General features: G+C 69.1%; 16 protein-coding genes. 12 read left to right on the forward strand and 4 right to left on the reverse strand.

The genetic code is table 11. The features are described from left to right. Positions 1–35: 35 nt before the first annotated feature. Positions 36–1,415 carry an aspartate aminotransferase family protein gene (locus J2X65_RS17865; RefSeq protein ID WP_310203539.1) on the reverse strand — a complete coding sequence of 460 codons (1,380 nt, stop codon included), beginning with the start codon at positions 1,413–1,415 and terminating at the stop codon, positions 36–38. 177 nt (positions 1,416–1,592) lie between these two features. Between J2X65_RS17865 and J2X65_RS17870 the strand changes: the two genes are divergently transcribed. Further along, entirely contained in the window at positions 1,593–3,017 is a 1,425-nt protein-coding gene (locus J2X65_RS17870; protein ID WP_310203542.1) for a glutamine synthetase family protein, read from the forward strand. Between the two features lie 280 nt (positions 3,018–3,297). Continuing rightward, positions 3,298–4,407 (forward strand): polyamine ABC transporter substrate-binding protein, encoded by a 1,110-nt coding sequence (locus J2X65_RS17875; protein ID WP_310203545.1) that lies wholly within the window; start codon positions 3,298–3,300, stop codon positions 4,405–4,407. A gap of 102 nt (positions 4,408–4,509) precedes the next feature. Here J2X65_RS17875 and J2X65_RS17880 read toward each other — a convergent pair whose 3' ends face one another. Next, positions 4,510–5,892, reverse strand: coding sequence for a PLP-dependent aminotransferase family protein (locus J2X65_RS17880; RefSeq protein WP_310203549.1), 1,383 nt, complete (start codon positions 5,890–5,892; stop codon positions 4,510–4,512). 360 nt (positions 5,893–6,252) lie between these two features. Between J2X65_RS17880 and J2X65_RS17885 the strand changes: the two genes are divergently transcribed. The 10 genes from J2X65_RS17885 (at position 6,253) to J2X65_RS17930 (ending at position 14,464) form a co-directional block, all read left to right on the forward strand. After that, a complete protein-coding gene (locus J2X65_RS17885; protein WP_213359964.1) occupies positions 6,253–6,735 on the forward strand; it encodes an MSMEG_0572/Sll0783 family nitrogen starvation response protein in 483 nt (160 codons plus the stop codon). A gap of 61 nt (positions 6,736–6,796) precedes the next feature. After that, complete coding sequence (locus J2X65_RS17890; protein ID WP_310203553.1) at positions 6,797–7,864, forward strand: Nit6803 family nitrilase; 1,068 nt, start codon at positions 6,797–6,799, stop codon at positions 7,862–7,864. Then, positions 7,767–8,909 (forward strand): MSMEG_0568 family radical SAM protein, encoded by a 1,143-nt coding sequence (locus J2X65_RS17895; protein WP_404977744.1) that lies wholly within the window; start codon positions 7,767–7,769, stop codon positions 8,907–8,909. The genes J2X65_RS17890 and J2X65_RS17895 overlap by 98 nt, the downstream gene beginning before the upstream one ends. Next, on the forward strand, positions 8,906–9,460 hold the full coding sequence (locus J2X65_RS17900; protein ID WP_310203555.1) for an MSMEG_0567/Sll0786 family nitrogen starvation N-acetyltransferase: 555 nt from the start codon (positions 8,906–8,908) through the stop codon (positions 9,458–9,460). Before J2X65_RS17895 ends, J2X65_RS17900 begins: the two co-directional genes overlap by 4 nt. Position 9,461: 1 nt before the next feature. Then, complete coding sequence (locus J2X65_RS17905) at positions 9,462–10,454, forward strand: sll0787 family AIR synthase-like protein (RefSeq protein ID WP_310203558.1); 993 nt, start codon at positions 9,462–9,464, stop codon at positions 10,452–10,454. After that, positions 10,454–11,617, forward strand: coding sequence for an MSMEG_0565 family glycosyltransferase (locus J2X65_RS17910; RefSeq protein ID WP_310203561.1), 1,164 nt, complete (start codon positions 10,454–10,456; stop codon positions 11,615–11,617). Before J2X65_RS17905 ends, J2X65_RS17910 begins: the two co-directional genes overlap by 1 nt. Further along, entirely contained in the window at positions 11,610–11,915 is a 306-nt protein-coding gene (locus J2X65_RS17915; protein WP_310203564.1) for an MSMEG_0570 family nitrogen starvation response protein, read from the forward strand. Before J2X65_RS17910 ends, J2X65_RS17915 begins: the two co-directional genes overlap by 8 nt. After that, positions 11,912–13,186, forward strand: a complete 1,275-nt coding sequence (locus J2X65_RS17920; protein WP_310203567.1) for an MSMEG_0569 family flavin-dependent oxidoreductase — start codon at positions 11,912–11,914, stop codon at positions 13,184–13,186. The genes J2X65_RS17915 and J2X65_RS17920 overlap by 4 nt, the downstream gene beginning before the upstream one ends. Before the next feature lie 4 nt (positions 13,187–13,190). Next, the gene (locus tag J2X65_RS17925; protein ID WP_310203570.1) at positions 13,191–14,030 is read left to right on the forward strand and encodes a Pnap_2097 family protein; all 840 of its coding nucleotides are present in this window, start codon (positions 13,191–13,193) and stop codon (positions 14,028–14,030) included. Positions 14,031–14,071: 41 nt separating this feature from the next. Next, positions 14,072–14,464 (forward strand): VOC family protein, encoded by a 393-nt coding sequence (locus J2X65_RS17930; protein ID WP_310203572.1) that lies wholly within the window; start codon positions 14,072–14,074, stop codon positions 14,462–14,464. A gap of 27 nt (positions 14,465–14,491) precedes the next feature. On the opposite strand, the gene J2X65_RS17935 is transcribed toward J2X65_RS17930, so the two are convergent. Together J2X65_RS17935 and J2X65_RS17940 are read right to left on the reverse strand one after the other, a co-directional pair. Further along, positions 14,492–15,400 (reverse strand): lipid A biosynthesis lauroyl acyltransferase, encoded by a 909-nt coding sequence (locus J2X65_RS17935; protein ID WP_310203574.1) that lies wholly within the window; start codon positions 15,398–15,400, stop codon positions 14,492–14,494. Positions 15,401–15,430: 30 nt separating this feature from the next. Next, a complete protein-coding gene (locus J2X65_RS17940; RefSeq protein WP_310203577.1) occupies positions 15,431–16,453 on the reverse strand; it encodes a zinc-binding dehydrogenase in 1,023 nt (340 codons plus the stop codon). Positions 16,454–16,461 lie beyond the last annotated feature (8 nt).

Raw genomic sequence — 16,461 nt, forward strand, 5'->3', positions numbered from 1 at the left:
CAAGGTCAGTCGGCATTGAAGCACGGCTGGGCCGATCAGCCCACCCAGCCCCAGCGCTTCAGCTCCGCCCAGCTGTCGTCGAGCGTCTTCTTGGCGCGGGAAACCAGTTCGTCGGCCTCGCCATGCGAGAGCACCAGCGGCGGCGCGATGATCAGCCGGTCGCGCACCGCGCGCATCACCAGGCCGTTCTTGAACGAGAAGTCGCGCGCCAGCGTGCCGACCTTGCCGACCTCGGGGAACTTGCGGCGCCCCGCCTTGTCCGGCGTCAGCTCCAGCGCGCCGACCATGCCGAGCATCGGCGCCTCGCCGACCAGCGGGTGCTCGGCGAGCGTGCTCCACCTGGCCTTGAGATAGGGGCCGATATCGTCGGCCACCCGCTCCACCAGCTTCTCGCGCTGCATGATGGCGAGGTTGGCGAGCGCGGCGGCGCAGGCGGCCGGATGGCCGGAATAGGTGTAGCCATGGTTGAAGTCGCCGCCTTCCAGCAGCACCTCGACCACGCGGTCGGCCACCATCACCCCGCCGAGCGGCATGTAGCCGGAGGTGATGCCCTTGGCCATGACGAGGAGGTCCGGCTTGGTGCCGAAGGTCTCGCAGCCGAACCACGAGCCGGTGCGCCCGAAGCCGCAGATCACCTCGTCGGAGACGAACAGTATGTCGCGCTCGCGGCAGATGCGGGCGATTTCCGGCCAGTAGGTGGCGGGCGGCACGATCACCCCGCCGGCGCCCTGGATAGGCTCGGCGATGAAGGCGGCGATGCGGTCCTCGCCGAGCGCGTCGATGGTGGCTTCCAGCGCCTGGGCGGTGCGCAGGCCGAACTCGTCGGGCGTCTCGCCCTGACGCGCCTCGCCCCACCAATAGGGCTGGGCGATGTGGACGACGCCGGGCAGCGCCACGTTCTGGGTGTGCATCGGCGCCATGCCGCCGAGATTGGCGGCCCCCACGGTGGAGCCGTGATAGGCGTTGCGCCGGGAGATGATGACCTTCTTCTCCGGCTTCTCCTTGATGTCCCAATAGCGGCGGACGAGGCGGATCACCGTGTCGTTGGATTCCGAGCCGGAGCCGGTGAAGAACACCCGGTTGAACTGTGGCGGCGTCAGCTCGGCCAGCTTGGCGGCGAGCTCGATGGCCGGCGTGTGGGTGGTCTTGAAGAAGGTGTTGTAATAGGGCAGCTCGCGCAGCTGCTTCGAGACCGCGTCGGCAATCTCCTCGCGGCCATAGCCGACATTGACGCACCACAGGCCGGACATGCCGTCGAGATAGCGGTTGCCGTCGGAATCGGTCAGCCACACACCGTCCGCCTTGACGATGACGCGCGAACCTTCGGCGTTGAGCGCCTTGGTGTCGCTGAAGGGGTGCAGGTGGTGCGCGGCGTCGAGGGCGCGCAGCTCAGCGGTGGTCTTCGGCAGGGTCATGGTCGGCGGGCTCCTAACTGACCGCACAATGTGATCACATTTTGCGTGCGTCAAGCCCGCCGGCATGGCACAAAGGCTTCAACGCCGCTGGCGGGGAACGGCGTGGCGCCTCGCGCGTCTTGACCAACCCGCCGGCGGCATGACCACAATCAGACAGGGCATCACCCGGAAGCCATCATGCCGTCCACTGAAGCCGCGCCGGTCGCGGATCTTGAAACCATCCCGACGATTGCCGCCTCGCCCGGTGCCGACGAGTTCGGCGCCTATGTCGCCCGCGAGGGGCTGCCCGATATCGTCGAAGTGCTGCTGCCCGATACTCATGGCGTGCTGCGCGGCAAATGGATCCCCGGCAGCGCCGGGGGCAAGATCTGGACCGACGGCGTCGCCATCCCGCTTTCGATCTTCGGGCTGGACATCTGGGGGCGGGAGGTCATGGAGACCGGCCTGCACATGGAGACCGGAGACCGCGACGGCATCTGCCGGCCGGTGCCGGGCACGCTGACGCCGGTGCCGTGGTCGCCGCGCCCGGCAGCGCAGGTGATGATCACCATGCACGAGCCGCTTCACGCGGCGGATGGGCGCGGCGGCGAGCGGCCATGGGAGCTCGACCCGCGCCACAAGCTGGCGCGCCAGGTCGAGCGGCTGGCGGCGCTGGGGCTGTCGCCCTGCGTCGCCTTCGAGATCGAATTCTACCTGATGAAGCAGCAGCCCGGAGCGGACGGGGCGCCGGAGCCGGTGTTCCCCGCGAAGGGTCTGGCGCGGCAGAACATGTACGCCATGTCCGATCTCGACGCCTATGCCGGCCTGCTGCACGAGGTGCGGGAAGCCGCGCGCATCCAGGGCCTGCCGGCCGATACGGTGATCTCCGAGGCCGCTCCGGGCCAGTACGAGGTGAACCTCTATCACCGCATCGACGCCATGGCGGCGGCGGATGATGCCATTCTGCTGCGCCGCCTCATCGACGGCGTCGCCCGCAAGCACGGGCTGCGGGCCAGCTTCATGGCCAAGCCGCTGCTGGATTTCGCCGGCTCGGGCATGCATGTGCATGTCAGCCTGATGGACCGTGCCGGCACCAACGCGTTCGGCAGGGGCGAGGAGGGCGAGGCGCTGCTGCGTCACGCCGCCGCCGGCCTGCTGTCCACCATGGCCGATACTGCGCTGTTCTACGTGCCGGGCTTCAACGGCTATCGCCGGCTGGTGCCGGGCAGCTATGCGCCGACCGGCATTTCCTGGGGCTATGACAACCGCTCGGTGGCGGTGCGGGTGCCGAACGGCCCGCCCAAGGCGCGGCGGCTGGAGCACCGCATCGCCGGGGCGGACGCGCATCCCCACCTCGTGCTCGCCGGCATTCTCGGCGGCATGCTGGAAGGCATCGAGCGCAGGCTGGAACCGCCGGCGCCGCTGGTCGGCGATGCCTACAGCACCGAGACGCCGCTGCTCAGCCCGGAGATGGGCGAGGCGATCCGCCGCTTCGCCGCGTCGGAGTTCGTCGGCCGCGCCTATGGCGCCGAATATCAGCGGGTGTTCGCGATCATGAAGCAGGCCGAGCTTTCGGCTTTCCAGCGCAGCATCAACCCGCTGGAATACGAGACCTATCTTTGAGCGACGCGACCGGGCCTGGCGCCGTCTCTCCGATCGGGTCGGGTCACCCGCTCGCAACGGAATCGCGTCAGCTTCCGGGGTGCCGGCGGCGGCCTGGAGCGCTGTGGCCGATCATGAGGATCGACCGCAGGTTTTCTGACGCTTACGTTATGGGCACGATGACGACTTGAGCAGGCCGGGGCGAGCCACTAGCCTTGGCCTGATCGCAAACGGACCGTCACCGGTCCGCTGTTCCAAAGCGCCTTGTTCAACGCTTACCTTCCCGAAGGAGAACACCAAAATGGCCCGCCTACTCGCGACCGTCGCGGCAGGTTTCCTGGCCGCCCTGGCGATCAGCCCCGCCAGCGCGCAGGAAAAGGTCGTCAACGTCTACAACTGGTCCGACTATATCGATGAGTCGGTGCTGGAGGAGTTCACCAAGGAGACGGGCATCAAGGTCCGCTACGACGTGTTCGACAGCAACGAGGTGCTGGAGACCAAGCTCCTCGGCGGCAAGACCGGCTATGATGTGGTGGTGCCCACCGGTTCCTTCCTGCAGCGGCAGATCCAGGCCGGCGTGTTCCTGCCGCTGGACAAGGCCAAGCTGCCGAACATCAAGGACCAGTGGCCGATGATCGCCGAGCGCTTGGCGGTCTACGACCCCGGCAACCAGTACGCGGTCAACTACATGTGGGGCACCACCGGCATCGGCATGAACGTCGACAAGGTGAAGCAGCGCCTCGGCGACATCCCGCTGAACTCGTGGGACATCGTCTTCAAGCCGGAGATCCTCTCCAAGCTGAAGGATTGCGGCGTCTACATGCTGGACGGGCCGGAGGAGATCATCCCCACCGCGCTGCGCTATCTCGGCAAGGACCCGAACTCCAAGGATCCGAAGGACATCGAGGAAGCCGGCAAGCTGCTCGGCAAGATCCGTCCCTTCATCAAGAAGTTCGATTCGTCGGGCTATATCAACGCGCTGGCCGGCGGCGACATCTGCCTCGCCACCGGCTGGTCGGGCGATGTCTTCCAGGCCAAGACCCGTGCCGAGGAAGCCGCCGAGAAGACCGGCAAGCCGCCGGTGAACATCGAGTACGTCATCCCCAAGGAGGGCGCGCTGATGTGGTTCGACAACTTCGCCATCCCGAAGGACGCGCCGCATCCGGAGGAGGCACTGGCCTTCATCAACTTCATGATGAAGCCGGAAGTGGCGGCCAAGAACGCCGACTACATCTCCTATGCCAGCGGTAGCGAGGGCGCCCAGAAGTTCATGAGCAAGGACATTCTGGAAAACCCCGCGATCTACCCGGACAAGACGACGCAGGAAAAGCTGTTCACCGTCACCACCTATCCGCAGAAGGTGCAGCGCGTGGTCACCAAGACCTGGAACGACTTCAAGCGCGGCCGCTGAACCGGTCAGACCTCCGCGACGGGATAGAAAGGCCGGGCGCATGCCCGGCCTTTTCCTTGGTCGCCGGCGGTGACGGGCGCCGATGGCCCGGCTGGCCGGCGATCAGTAGTAGCTCGCCGCCATCTCCGGCGAGACCTCGAGCGTATGTCCCATGAATTCCAGCCCGCGCTCCAGCTGGGCGCGGCTCACCGGCCCGCCGAGGCCGACGCGCACCGCCTCGGGCGGCGTGCCGCCGACGGTGAAGGCGTCGCTCGCCACCACGCCGATGCCGGTGCTGCGCACATGCGCGGCGAAGGCCGGGCAGCTCCAGCCATTGCGCAGCGGCAGCCAGATGTTGAAGCTGAGCGGATCCGACAGATAGGTGCCCGGCTCGAAGAAGCGAGCGGCGATCTTCTGTCGCGCCGCCGTCTCCGCGCGGATGAAGCGCAATATGGTGTCGGCGGTGCCGTCGTCGATCCAGCGCGTCGCCACCGCCGCCATCAGCGGCGAGGCCATCACTGCCACCGCCCGCATCGCGGCGTTGAACGACCAGCCGGCGCGGGCGTCCGGCACCACCACATAGGCGAGCCGCAGCCCGGCGCCGATGCATTTGGCGAGGCCGGCGATGTGCCAGCAGATGTCGGGCGCGATCGCCGCCAGCGGCGGCGGGCCATAGGCGGCGATGAAGCCATAGGCGTCGTCCTCGACGATCGGCAGGCCGTGGCGGCGGGCGATGGCGCAGATCGCCGTGCGCCGGCGTTCCGGCGTGGTGATGGTCAGCGGATTCTGCAGCGTCGGGTTGAGATAGAGCGCCTTGGGCCGGTGGCGCAGGATCGCCTCTTCCAGCGCCTCGGGCACGATGCCGTCGGCGTCCATCTCGACGCCGGCGAGGGTGAGCTCCAGCTGCGCGGTGATCGCCCGGATCCCGGGATAGGTGATCGCCTCCGCCAGCACGGTGTCGCCGGCCTTGGCCAGCAGCGAGAAGATGCCGACCAGCGCCGGATGCGCGCCGGGCGTGATGAAGATGCGCTCCTGCGCCGGTACCAGAGCCCGCCGGCCGAGCCAGGCGGAGGCGGCGTCCTTGTCGAGCGGCGAGCCGCCGAAGCCCTGGTAGCGCAGCAGCGGCATCAGGTCGCGCGCCACCGCGGCGTAGCCGTCCTGCATGCGGGCGATCAGCTCGGGATCGTCCGGCTCGGGCGGCATGTTCATCGAGAAGTCGGCGGCGCGCAGCCGCTGCGGGGCAGGGGCTTTCGCCTCGGCGACCGCCTTGCGCACGAAGCTGCCGCGCCCGACGGTGGATTCGATCAGCCCCCGCTTGCCGGCCTCGACATAGCCGCGCGCCACGGTGGTGAAGTCGACGCCGAGCGTCGCGGCCAGCCGGCGCTGCGGCGGCAGCTGGTCGCCCGGCACCAGGATGCCGGCGGCGATGTCCGCGGCGATCGCCTCGGCGATGGCGAGATAGCGCGGCCCTTCGCGCCCCTCGATCTGCGGCACCCAGTCCTTCATCGGCCCTCTTCTGTTTCTCTCCCTCTCCCCGGCGGAGAGAGGGAGCAAGGAGGCACACGCGTCAGCCGCCGCCCTTCGTAACCCTCGGCCGGCTGCCTATCGCCTTCCGCCATCCCTGTCACCTGCCACCGCCCCGATTGACCTCACATTGTTGCATCCGGCGCTGCGGCACATTTCGGCAGGGTGGCGCACCGCGCGCCAATGGTGGCGACTGGAATTGATCGTATCTCAGGAGTTATTGACTGTATAGAACATACAATAATACCAATATTGATTGCAAAGTTGATTGCTTCATTGTTGGCACGTCCATTGCTCTCCTGTTGCATGCCCTTCCGGGCGAACCGCAACAAGGAGCGACCCATGCCCGCCGTGACCCATCCCGCCCACAAGGCCGGTGACTTCTTCGTCGACTATGAGGAGAAGCTGTTCGAGGACGTCAAAGCCGAACCCGGCGAAAAGGCGCTCGTCACCTTCCACACCGTCGCCTTCGAGGGCTCGATCGGCCTCGTCAACCTGCTTCAGGCCACCCGTCTCCAGCGCAAGGGCTACGAGACCTCGGTGCTGCTCTACGGTCCCGGCGTGCTGCTCGGCGTGCAGCGCGGCTTTCCGAAGATCGGCGACGAAGCCTTCCCCGGCCATCAGAATTTCAACAACCAGATCAAGAAGTTCATCGCCGAGGGCGGCAAGGTCTATGCCTGCCGCTTCGCGCTGCAGGCGTTGTACGGCCATGGCGAGCCCTCGCTGATCGAAGGCATCACGCCGATCAGCCCGCTCGACGTGCTCGACGTGGTGCTGCTCCACAAGCGCGCCAACGCCGTCATCCTCGACACCTGGACGCTCTGAGCCGGGATGGCCACCGGGCGCAGGCGGGCTTGCCCGCCGGCCCCTTCCACAAGGAGCGACGATGACCGACAGCCAGACCATACGCGCCGCGGCGGTGCAGATCGCGCCGGACCTGACCTCCCGCGCAGGCACCATGGAGAAGGTGCTGAACGCCGTCGCGGAAGCGGCGGGCAAGGGAGTGAAGCTCCTGGTGTTCCCGGAGACCTTCGTTCCCTGGTACCCGTATTTCTCCTTCGTGCTGCCGCCGGTGCTCTCCGGCCGCGAGCATCTGCGGCTCTACGACCAGGCGGTGGCGGTGCCCTCCGCCGAGACCGAGGCGGTGGCCGCCGCCGCCCGCCGCCATTCCATGGTGATCGTGCTCGGCATCAACGAGCGCGACCATGGCTCGCTCTACAACACCCAGCTGGTGTTCGACGCCGACGGCACGCTCAAGCTCAAGCGCCGCAAGCTCACCCCCACCTTCCATGAGCGGATGATCTGGGGGCAGGGCGACGGCGCCGGGTTGAAAGTGGTGGACACCGCCGCCGGCCGGGTCGGGGCGCTGGCCTGCTGGGAGCACTACAACCCGCTCGCCCGCTACGCGCTGATGGCGCAGCACGAGGAGATCCACGTCGCGCAGTTCCCCGGCTCGCTGGTAGGCCCGATCTTCGCCGAGCAGATCGAGGTGACGATCCGCCACCACGCGCTGGAATCGGGCTGCTTCGTGGTCAATTCCACCGGCTGGCTCACCGAGGAGCAGATCGCCTCGGTCACTCCCGAGCCAGGCCTGCAGAACGCGCTGCGCGGCGGCTGCATGACCGCCATCGTCGGGCCGGAGGGCCGGCATGTGGTGCCGCCGCTGACGCAGGGCGAGGGCCTCCTCGTCGCCGATCTCGATCTCGGCCTGATCACCAAGCGCAAGCGGATGATGGATTCGGTCGGCCACTACGCGCGGCCGGAGCTCCTGCATCTCGTGCTCGATCCCCGCCCCGCCCAGCCGCTGCACCTCGATGGCGCCTTCCCCTCGCAACCCGAAGCCGGGAGCCTCTCCGATGGACGATCCGAGCTCTTTGCCCAGCGTGACTTCGACGAATCTTCCGACCGAGCTGCTGATCAGCGAGCTGCAATCCTTCGGCGCGCGGCTGTCTGACCCGCGGGCGGGAGTGGAGAGCCGGCGCGGCGGGGCGGGCCCCTCCGATCACAAGGCGCTGACGCTCGACGGCATGACGGTGATGGTGCCGGTCCACACCGCGCCGGCCTTCGACAGCCCCTATGTGGTCGAGAAGCCGGACGCTGCCGGCCGCAGCCAGATCATCCGCGACGGCCGCAAGGTCGGCGAGGTGAGCTTCCCGGCGCGGCCGCGCTTCTACGATCTCACCACGGCCGACGGCATCCCCTACAGCAAGATCGCCGTGCTGCACGGGCGCGACGTGCTGGCGACGACGGTCTTGCAGACCTGCATCCGCTACCAGAGCCGCACCAAGACCTGCCAGTTCTGCTCCATCGGCCAGTCGCTGGCGGCCGGGCGCACCATCGCCCACAAGACGCCGGCGCAGCTCGCCGAGGTTGCGAAGGCCGCCGTCGCGCTTGACGGCGTCAAGCATATGGTGATGACCACCGGCACGCCGAAGGGCGACGACCGCGGCTGCGCCATCCTCGCCGAGAGCGTGCGGGCGGTGAAGGCGGCGGTCGATCTGCCGGTGCAGGTGCAGAGCGAGCCGCCGGAGGATTTCGGCTGGTTCGCGCGGCTGAAGGACGCCGGCGCCGACGCGCTCGGCATGCATCTGGAAGCCGTCACCGAGGGGGTGCGCCAGCGCATCATGCCCGGCAAGGCGCAGGTGTCGGTCGAGAGATATATGGAAGCCTTCGCGGCGGCGGTGCCGGTGTTCGGCCGCGGGCAGGTGTCGACCTATATCCTCGCCGGGCTCGGCGACACGCCGGAAGCCATCCTCGCCATAAGCGAGAAGCTGATCGCGCTCGGGGTCTATCCGTTCGTGGTGCCCTTCGTGCCGATTTCCGGCACGCCTCTGGAGAGCCACCCGACGCCGTCCTCGGCGTTCATGAACGCCATCCTGGCGCCATTGTCGAAGATGCTGGTCGAGGGCGGGCTGAAATCCACCGATATCAAGGCCGGCTGCGGCCGCTGCGGCGCCTGCTCGGCGCTCGCCACCTATGAGCGGAGGCTGGCGCCATGATCATCGACGGTGGCACCCCGGTTCCGCAGCCTTTCGTCTCCAGCGCCTATCAGGTGAAGTTCGCCGCCTCGCGCTGGGAGCGCGAGGGCGCCCATGCGCTGCGCCGGGCGGTGTTCTGCGAGGAACAGGCCCTGTTCAGGGGCGATGACCGCGACGCGGTGGACGACTATGCCGTTCCCATCGTGGCGCTCGCCATGCTCGGCGTGGCGGCCGACCGGGTGGTCGGTACCGTGCGCATCCATGAGGAGGCGCCCGGCCTGTGGTGGGGCTCGCGGCTGGCGGTGGAGGCCGACTATCGCCGCATCGGCGCGCTCGGCGCGACGCTGATCAGGCTCGCCGTCTCCTCCGCCCATGCCATGGGCTGCACCACCTTCCTCGCCCATGTGCAGGAGCAGAACGCGGTGCTGTTCCGCCGGCTGCACTGGCGCATCGTCGAGGAGGTCGAGCTGCATGGCCGCCGGCATTTCCGCATGCAGGCGGACCTCAACCATTACCCGCCCTGTTTCTCGCCGGAATGGGGCTTCACCGCCCTGCCACGAAAGGCGGCGTGACATGGACACCGCCACCTTCGCCGCCCTCGTCGACGAGCTGCGTGCCAATGCCGGGCTGAAGGCCAAGGCCGAGATCGGCGAGGTCGCCGCGCGGCTCGGGCTTGCCGGCGCCCAAAGCCCCAACAACGTGCCGGTCGGCGACGACTGCGCGGCGATTCCGGACGGCGACGGGCACCTGCTCTTCGCCATTGAGGGCTTCATCAACGGCTTCGTCGCCGCCGATCCGTGGTTCGCCGGCTGGTGCGGGGTGATGGTGAACCTCTCCGACATCGCCGCCATGGGCGGGCGCCCGCTCGCCGTGGTCGACGCGGTGTGGGCGAAGGATGCGGAGGGCGCGGCGGCGGTGCTGGACGGCATGCGGGCGGCCTCCCACGCCTATGGCGTGCCGATCGTCGGCGGCCATTCCAACCTGCACAGCGCGCAGGGGCAGCTGGCGGTGGCGGTGCTGGGGCGGGCCGGCGAGCGGCTGCTGACCAGCTTCGACGCCCGCCCCGGCGAGGTGCTGATCGCCGCCATCGACCTGCGCGGCCAATATCGCGAGCCGTTCGACAACTGGCAGGCGGCGCTCTCCGCGCCTCCCGAGCGGCTGCGCGGCGACCTCGCGCTGCTGCCGGAGATCGCCGAGCGCGGGCTCAGCCGCGCGGCCAAGGACATCAGCCAGGCCGGCCTCGTCGGTACGGCGGTGATGCTGGCGGAATGCTCCGGCGTCGGCATCGACATCGACCTCGACGCCATCCCGCTGCCGGCCGGCGTCGAACTGTCGCGCTGGCTCAGGAGCTTCCCGAGCTTCGGCTTCCTGCTCACGGCGGCGCCGGCAGACGTCGAGGCGATCCTCACCCTGATCGCGGGGCGGGCGATTTCGGCGGCCGCCATCGGCATGGTGACGGCCGGCCATATGGTGCGCGTGGCGAGCGGCGCGCAGCGCGCCCTCATCCGCGACCATGCCGCCGAGCGGCTGATGGGACTCGGCGCCGTGCAGGAGGAGATGGCGTGATGGCGGCCTCCCTGCGCATCGCCGTGCTGTCTCACTCCACCAATCCGCGCGGCGGCGTCGTGCATGCGATGCAGCTGTGCGAGGCGCTGGCCGACCTCGGCCATCGGCCGGTGCTGCACGCCCCCGATGCCAAGGGCACCGGCTTCTTCCGCCGGCCGCGCTGCGAGGCGGTGGCCTTCGAGGTCGGTCCGGCGCCCGTGGGGATGACCGCGATGGTCGAGCAGCGCATCGCCGATTACGTCGCCCATTTCGAGGCGGCGGGAACGGACGGGTTCGACCTCTATCACGCCCATGACGGCATCTCCGGCAATGCGCTGGCGACGCTGAAGGCGCGCGGCCGCATTCCCGGCTTCGTCCGCACCGTGCACCATATCGATGCCTTCGCCGATCCGCGCCTCGCTGCCCTGCAGGAGCGCGCCATCCGCGCCGCCGATGGCTGGCTCACGGTGAGCCGCCTGTGGCAGGCGCATCTCGCCGAGGTCTATGGGCTTGCCGCCGATCTCTCCGGCAACGGCGTCGACAGCGCCTGCTTCCGCCCGCAGCCGGATGGCGGGGAGGGCGCGTTGCGCGCCCGGCTCGGCCTCGGTGCCGGCCCGGTCTTCCTCGCGGTCGGCGGCATCGAGGCCCGCAAGAACACGCTGCGCATCCTCGATGCCTTCCTGCAATTGCGCGCCCTGCGGCCGGATGCCGAGCTCATCGTCGCCGGCGGCGCCTCGCTGCTCGATCACGGCGCCTATCGGGAGGAGTTCCGCGCCATGCTGGCGCTCCATGGGGCGCACGGCGTCCACGTCACCGGGCCGCTCGCCGATGCCGACATGGCCCGGCTTTACCGGCTCTCCGACGCCTTGGTGTTCGCCTCGGTGAAGGAGGGCTTCGGCCTGTGCGTGCTGGAGGCGATGGCCTGCGGCGTGCCGGTCATCGTCTCGCATATCGCGCCCTTCACCGAATATCTCGCCGCGGACGAGGCGATCTGGTGCGACCCGCTTCGCCCGGCCTCGATCGCCGATGCCATGGCGCTGGCGCTGCGGCCGGGCGTCCGCGACGCCTTCGCCCCGCGCGGGCTGGGCGTCGCCGCCCGCCACGACTGGATGCGCGTCGCCCGCGCGCACCTTCCCCTCTACACCCGCCTCGCGGAGATAGCCCGGAGATCGCTCCATGCCTGAGATGAGGTTCCGCATCGCCTGGCCCGATGGCTCGGCAGAGGAGTGCTACTCGCCCTCGCTGGTCATCCGCGACCATTTCGAGGAGGGCGAGGTCTATCCGCTGGCCGAATTCATCGCCCGCGCCCGCACCGCGCTCACCATCGCCTCCGATCGGGTGGCCGCCCGATACGGCCATCCCTGCTCGCTGGCGCTCGGCCAGCTGGCACGGCTGGAGAGCCGTGCCGCCGCCTTCGCCGATCAGCCGCAGGCGCAAGTCGCCTGCCTCCGCTTCCTCCTTCCCGAAGGATCCGCCCGATGACTTCCCGCACCGTGCAGAATGGCGGCCATTACGGCGCCATCGTCGTCGGCGGCGGCCAGGCCGGCCTGTCCGCCAGCTTCCATCTGTCCCGCGCCGGCATCGATCATCTCGTCATCGAGAAGAAGACCGCCATGCACAAATGGCGCGACGAGCGCTGGGATGCCTTCTGCCTCGTCACCCCCAACTGGCAGTGCCAGCTGCCCGGCCATCCCTATGACGGCGACGATCCCAACGGCTTCATGGTGAAGCACGAGATCCTCGCCTATCTCGACCGCTTCAAGGCCAAGGTGAAGCCGCCGCTCCTCGAACACACCGCCGTCACCGCGGTGGAGCGGCACGAGGCCGGCTTTCGCGTCGAGACCTCGGCCGGCAGCTTCACCGCCGATGCGGTGATCCTCGCCACCAGCCTCTATGGCACGCCCTCCATTCCCCGCGCCGCCGAGCGGCTGCCGGACGACATTCTCCAGCTGCATACCGTTGATTACCGCAGTGCCGAGGCGCTGCCGCCGGGCGCGGTGATGGTGGTCGGCTCCGGCCAGTCCGGCGCGCAGATCGCCGAGGATCTGCACCTTGCCGGCCGCAAGGTGCATCTCGCCACCGGCAACGCGCCGCGCTGCGCCCGCTTCTATCGCGGCCGCGACGTCGTGGACTGGCTGTGGGACATCGGCCAGTACAACATCACCATCGCCGATGACGGCATGGGTAAGAAGCGCCACGACACCAACCACTACCTCACCGGCCGCGAGGGCGGCCGCGACATCGATCTGCGCCGCTTCGCGCTGGAGGGCATGGCGCTCTATGGCCGGGTGCAGGGCGTCTCCGGCGGGCGGATGCGGTTCGCCGCCGACCTCAAGGCCAATCTCGACGCCGCCGACAAGGTCTATAACGGCATCAACGCGCTGATCGACCGCCACATCGCCGACAAGGGCATCGAGGCGCCGCCGGCCTCGGTGTATGTCCCGCTATGGGAGCCGGCGGAGGAGCCGGCCGAGCTCGATCTCGCGGCGGCCGGGATCACCAGCGTGATCTGGGCCACCGGCTTCCGGCCGGACTGGTCCTTCGTCGGCCTGCCGATCTTCGACGGCACCGGCTACCCGGTGCAGCGGCGCGGCGTCACCGCGGTGCCGGGGCTCTATGTGCTCGGCCTGCCCTGGCTGTGGACCTGGGGCTCCGGCCGCTTCCTCGGCGTCGCCGCCGATGCCGAGCATATAGTCGAGCATTTCACCGCCGCCGTCGCCGCGCCGCGGCAGCTGCTGGCACAGGCGGGGTAGCGCCATGAGCCTCGTCGCCCCCTCGCATCGCCTCGTCATGGAACCGGCCTGGGAGACGGTGGTGCGGCTCGGCATGCCGCATCTGGTGCCGCAGGGACTGTCGGAGAGCTGGCTGCTGAAGCAGCTCGGCGACGTGCACTGGCAGCTGCTCGCCGCCCGCATCGGCCGTCCCGCTTCGGCGGTGGAGGATTGGGAGGGCAACCGCGTCTATGCCGCCTTCCGGCAGCTCCGGCTGGAGGCGGCCCGCCTCGATCTGGCGCGCGAGGATGACGGGCTGGTCATCCGCTCCTGGCTGTGGCGGCTGACGCGGACCCAGCTGATCAGCCAGCACGCTCTGGAGATCGGCGGCGAGGCTGCCGGGCTGGTCACGCTGGTCTCGGCCTTCATCCGCCGCGACGGCGGCTCGAACCGGCGCGTCTGCCGGGTCGAGGTGCCCGGTCTCACCGAGCTGCCCTATTGGGGGCAGCTCCAGCCGGAGGTGCCGTCGCTCGCCGAGGCGCCGGAGCAAGCGGAGGCGTTCAGCTTCACGCCCTGTCCGCCGGAGGATTTCAACGGCGCCGGCTTCCTGTATTTTCCGGCCTATGTCGCCATTGCCGAGCGTGCGCTGCACGCCACGCGGTGGAAGGCGGCAGCGGCCGTGCCGGTGCGCGAGCGGACGGTGTGCTTCCACGCCAATCTCGATGCCGGCGACCGCATCGATGTCGCCACCCGTCTGCTGCCCGCGTCGGCAGGCGAGGCGCGGGTCGCCTCGGTGCTGCGCCGTGCCTCCGACGGCGTGCTGATGGCGGAGATCGCCACCCTCCGCCATGGCGAAGTTGCAGGTAGTCCGCTACAAGCTGTCTAGGTTCGGTGCGTGGCCCCGGCCAGAAGCCAGGGGGAGGGGCGATGTTCTCGCATATGCGTGTCGGCGTGAGCGATTATGAGCGCGCCCTGACCTTCTATGCGCCGCTGATGGCGCTGCTCGGGCTCGATCTCAAATTCGCCGAGCCGCAGAACCAGTGGGCCGGCTGGAAGCCGCCGGATGCCGACCGGCCGCTTTTCCTCGTCGGCCGGCCGTTCGACGGTGCGCACGACCCCGGCAACGGCCAGATGATCGCCTTCCTCGCCGCGAACCGGGCGCTGGTCGACCGCTGGCATGCGCTGGCGCTGGCCGGCGGCGGCACCGATGCCGGCGCGCCAGGTCTGCGCCCGCACTACCATCCGCATTATTACGGCGCCTATGTCCGCGATCCGGACGGCAACAAGCTGTGCGTCTGCTGCCACGCGCCGGAAGGGTAGGGCGCGGCTCCACGCGCCGCGCCGCGTTCAGGCTTCGCGCCAGCGGCGGTAGAACCACGTCCACTGCTCGGGATGCTCGCGCACCCAGCCTTCCACCACCGAGGTGATCGCCTGCATCGAGGCGTCGACGTCGATCTTGCCGTTGGCGTCGCGCGGCAGGTCGAGCGGCGGCGTGCAGGCGATGCGGAAGCGTCCGCCGGGCAGGCGGATCACCCGCACCCCGTGCACCGGGCATTCATAGAGCCGCGCCAGCCGGGCGATGGTCGGGTTGGCGGTGCAGGGATGGCCGAAGAAGTCCACCGTAGGCCCGCCGCGCCGGTCCTGATCGACGAGGATGCCGAGATGCTTGCCCTGGTCGAGCACGGTGGCGAGCTCGAACACCGCGACATGCGAGGCGGCCACCAGATTGCCCATCACCTTGGCGCGCTGGTTGAGCAGCAGCCCGGCGAGGAAGTCGTTGTCCGGCGGCCGGAACAGCACCGCGCTGTCCAGACCCTGCGCGGCGGCGGCGATGGCCGGCAGCTCCCAATTGGCGAGATGGGCGGTGAAGATCAGCGCCGGCCGGCCGTCGATGCGCATGGCGATGAACTGCGACGCGCCCGATACCTCGATCCGGCTCTTGGCCGGTTCCCACATGTTGAACTGCCAGATGTGGTCGAGATGCACGAACTCGCCGGCGACGCGGCCCATATTGTCCCACATGCCGCGCGCGATCGCCTCGCGCTCGGCGGCGCTCTTCTCCGGGAAGGCACGCGTGAGATTACGCAGCGCCCGCTGATGCACGGAGGTGCGCGGGCCGATCAGCCTGGCCCAGAAGGCGCCGGCCTCGGCCGCCCGCTCGGCGCTGACCGCGCGCAGCATGCGGATCAGCGCCCACACCGTGCCCGAGAGCACGGTGTCGCGCAGCCGCTTGTACCAGGGCAGGGAAGTGCTCACAGGTCGGTCGCCAACCGTGTCTCCGACGGTTCAGAAGGTGATGACGACCTTGCCGAACACCCGGCGGGTCTCCAGCCGCTCCAGCCCCTTGGTGAAATCCTCCAGCGGGAACTGGCTGTCGATCACCGGCTTTACCCCGCGCGCCATGCGGGTCAGCCCGTCGGCGATGGCGCGGATAGGCGCGCCGAACGAGCCGATGATGCGGTATTGCCGCTGGAACAGCTGCATCAGGTTCATGTTCACCGACACGCCCGAGGTCGAGCCGCAGGTGACCAGCCGCGCGCCGGGCCGCATGGAGAGCAGCGAGCCGTTCCAGGTCTCGGCGCCGACATGCTCGAACACCACGTCGACGCCCTTCTTCTTGGTGATCTTGCGCACCTCGTGCTCGAAGCGGTCGGTCTTGTAGTTGATGACGTGGTCGGCACCGAGCGCGACGGCCTTGGCGCATTTCTCGTCGTCGCCGGCGGTGGTGATCACCGTGCAGCCGATCTCCTTGGCCATGCGGATCGCCACCGTGCCGATGCCCGAGCCGGCGGCATGGACGAGGATGGTCTCGCCCGGCTCCAGCTTGGCATTGTCGAACAGCATGTGCTCGACGGTGGAGAAGGTGACCGGCGCGGTGGCGGCGTCCACCCAGTCGATGCCGTCGGGGATCGGCACGCAGAGCCGCTCCTTGATGTTCAGCGCGTCGCGGGCGAAGCCGTCGACATGGAAGCCCATCACGCCGGCGACTTCTTCGCACAGATTGTCGCGGCCGGATTTGCACATGCGGCACTGGCCGCAGGTGAGCGCGCCATACATGGCGACGCGCGCGCCCGGCTTGAAGCGGGTGACGCCCTCGCCGATGGCGGTCACCTCGCCCACCGCCTCGGCGCCGACGATGAGGGGCATCTTGCGCTTGGCGAAGGCCATGCCGCGCCAGCCCCACACGTCGATATGGTTGAGCGCCAGCGCCTTGATCGAGACCTGCACCTCGCCCGGCGCCGGGGCGTCCGGGGCGGGGAGGTCGACGAGATCGAGCTGGCGGTCGGAGACGAGTTGAAGCGCGCGCATGGCGTGGC

The organism is Ancylobacter sp. 3268 (genome assembly GCF_031456575.1).
GTDB lineage: Bacteria > Pseudomonadota > Alphaproteobacteria > Rhizobiales > Xanthobacteraceae > Ancylobacter.